This is a genomic window from Streptomyces tricolor (assembly GCF_002155905.1).
Lineage (GTDB): Bacteria > Actinomycetota > Actinomycetes > Streptomycetales > Streptomycetaceae > Streptomyces > Streptomyces tricolor.
The window spans coordinates 404-640 of sequence record NZ_MUMF01001093.1 but is presented as its reverse complement, the minus strand read 5'-3'; the positions used below and the strand labels follow the sequence as shown (position 1 = coordinate 640).

The window sequence follows — 237 nt, the reverse complement described above, 5'->3', positions numbered from 1 at the left end:
GCCCCTCCCCAGGGCCCCCTCCGGCGGTCGAGGTCCTCGATACGGGTGCGGAGTTCGGTGCAGCGGGCTGTGGCGCGTGCGTGGTCGTCGTGGGCCCAGGCGAGGTCGCGGTGGAGGGACTCGGCCTCCTCCGCGGACACCGGCGCGGAGAGCAGGCGGGTCAGTTCGGCCTGGCGTTCCGCGGCGTACCGCTGCTCGCGGAGCATGACGTCGAGCCGGTCGGCCAGCGCGTCCCGG

General features: G+C 75.9%; 1 pseudogene. It reads right to left on the bottom strand.

What is annotated here, in order from left to right:
• Window positions 1–237 (bottom strand): annotated as a pseudogene (locus CCN44_RS42925) (hypothetical protein); the annotation flags it as partial.